Raw genomic sequence first — 2888 nt, 5'->3', positions numbered from 1 at the left:
CATTCAGCCCGACATTATTTTGGGTTGTATGGTTAAGTGACTAAGCGTACACGGTGGATGCCTTGGCAGTCAGAGGCGATGAAGGACGTGCTACCCTGCGAAAAGGGTTGGTGAGCTGGGATGGAGCGCTATAGCCAACCATGTCCGAATGGGGAAACCCACCTAAGATAACTTAGGTATCGTTAAGTGAATCCATAGCTTAACGAGGCGAACCGGGAGAACTGAAACATCTAAGTACCCCGAGGAAAAGAAATCAACCGAGATTCCGTTAGTAGCGGCGAGCGAACGCGGAGCAGCCCAGAGTCTGAATCAGTGGATGCGTTAGTGGAACGGATTGGAAAGTCCGGCGATACAGGGTGATAGCCCCGTACACGAAGACGCATTGCTGTGAGCTCGATGAGTAGGACGGGACACGTGGTATCCTGTTTGAAGATGGGGGGACCATCCTCCAAGGCTAAATACTCCTGACTGACCGATAGCGAACCAGTACCGTGAGGGAAAGGCGAAAAGAACCCCTGTGAGGGGAGTGAAATAGAACCTGAAACCGTGTACGTACAAGCAGTGGGAGCACCTTCGTGGTGTGACTGCGTACCTTTTGTATAATGGGTCAGCGACTTACATTTTGTAGCGAGGTTAACCGAATAGGGGAGCCGTAGGGAAACCGAGTCTTAATAGGGCGAATTAGTTGCAAGGTGTAGACCCGAAACCCGGTGATCTAGCCATGGGCAGGTTGAAGGTTGGGTAACACTAACTGGAGGACCGAACCGACTAATGTTGAAAAATTAGCGGATGACTTGTGGCTGGGGGTGAAAGGCCAATCAAACCGGGAGATAGCTGGTTCTCCCCGAAAGCTATTTAGGTAGCGCCTCGGACGAACACCTACGGGGGTAGAGCACTGTTAAGGCTAGGGGGTCATCCCGACTTACCAACCCTTTGCAAACTCCGAATACCGTAGAGTGCTATCCGGGAGACACACGGCGGGTGCTAACGTCCGTCGTGAAGAGGGAAACAACCCAGACCGCCAGCTAAGGTCCCAAAGTCATGGTTAAGTGGGAAACGATGTGGGAAGGCTTAGACAGCTAGGATGTTGGCTTAGAAGCAGCCATCATTTAAAGAAAGCGTAATAGCTCACTAGTCGAGTCGGCCTGCGCGGAAGATGTAACGGGGCTAAACCATGCACCGAAGCTGCGGCAATGACATTTAGGTGTTATTGGGTAGGGGAGCGTTCTGTAAGCGGTTGAAGGTGTACTGTGAGGTATGCTGGACGTATCAGAAGTGCGAATGCTGACATAAGTAACGATAAAGCGGGTGAAAAGCCCGCTCGCCGGAAGACCAAGGGTTCCTGTTCAACGTTAATCGGAGCAGGGTGAGTCGACCCCTAAGGCGAGGCTGAAAAGCGTAGTCGATGGGAAACGGGTTAATATTCCCGTACTTGTGGTAACTGCGAAGGGGGGACGGAGAAAGTTAGGCTATCCGGGCGACGGTTGTCCCGGTTTAAGCGTGAAGGTGGAGAGACTAGGCAAATCCGGTCTTTCATTAACACTGAGGCGTGATGACGAAGCACTACGGTGCTGAAGTAGCTGATACTACGCTTCCAGGAAAAGCCTCTAAGCATCAGGTTACCAGAAATCGTACCCCAAACCGACACAGGTGGTCAGGTAGAGAATACTCAGGCGCTTGAGAGAACTCGGGTGAAGGAACTAGGCAAAATGGTGCCGTAACTTCGGGAGAAGGCACGCTGATGGTAGGTGAAGTCCCTCGCGGATGGAGCTGAACTCAGTCGAAGATACCAGCTGGCTGCAACTGTTTATTAAAAACACAGCACTGTGCAAACACGAAAGTGGACGTATACGGTGTGACGCCTGCCCGGTGCCGGAAGGTTAATTGATGGGGTTAGCGAAAGCGAAGCTCTTGATCGAAGCCCCGGTAAACGGCGGCCGTAACTATAACGGTCCTAAGGTAGCGAAATTCCTTGTCGGGTAAGTTCCGACCTGCACGAATGGCGTAATGATGGCCAGGCTGTCTCCACCCGAGACTCAGTGAAATTGAAATCGCTGTGAAGATGCAGTGTACCCGCGGCAAGACGGAAAGACCCCGTGAACCTTTACTATAGCTTGACACTGAACATTGAGCCTTGATGTGTAGGATAGGTGGGAGGCATTGAAACGTGAACGCCAGTTTGCGTGGAGCCGACCTTGAAATACCACCCTTTAATGTTTGATGTTCTAACGTTGTCCCGTAATCCGGGATACGGACAGTGTCTGGTGGGTAGTTTGACTGGGGCGGTCTCCTCCTAAAGAGTAACGGAGGAGCACGAAGGTTAGCTAAGCATGGTCGGACATCATGCGGTTAGTGCAAAGGCAGAAGCTAGCTTAACTGCGAGACGGACAGGTCGAGCAGATACGAAAGTAGGTCTTAGTGATCCGGTGGTTCTGAATGGAAGGGCCATCGCTCAACGGATAAAAGGTACTCCGGGGATAACAGGCTGATACCGCCCAAGAGTTCATATCGACGGCGGTGTTTGGCACCTCGATGTCGGCTCATCACATCCTGGGGCTGAAGTTGGTCCCAAGGGTATGGCTGTTCGCCATTTAAAGTGGTACGCGAGCTGGGTTTAGAACGTCGTGAGACAGTTCGGTCCCTATCTGTCGTGGGCGTTGGATGATTGAGGGGGGCTGCTCCTAGTACGAGAGGACCGGAGTGGACGCATCTCTGGTGTTCCGGTTGTCACGCCAGTGGCATTGCCGGGTAGCTAAATGCGGAAGAGATAAGCGCTGAAAGCATCTAAGCGCGAAACTTGCCCCGAGATGAGTCATCCCTGAGGCTTAGAGCCTCCTAAAGGGTTGTTGGAGACTACGACGTAGATAGGCAGGGTGTGTAAGCGTAGC

Annotated in this window: 1 rRNA gene; it reads left to right on the top strand. The window is 52.3% G+C overall.

From position 1 onward, the window contains the following. Positions 1 to 30: 30 nt before the first annotated feature. Positions 31 to 2888, top strand: a 23S ribosomal RNA gene (locus L975_RS08895); the annotation flags it as partial.

Source organism: Plesiomonas sp. ZOR0011 (assembly GCF_000800945.1).
Classification (GTDB): domain Bacteria; phylum Pseudomonadota; class Gammaproteobacteria; order Enterobacterales; family CAMTGL01; genus Plesiomonas; species Plesiomonas shigelloides.
This window is presented reverse-complemented; position numbering and strand designations above follow the sequence as displayed.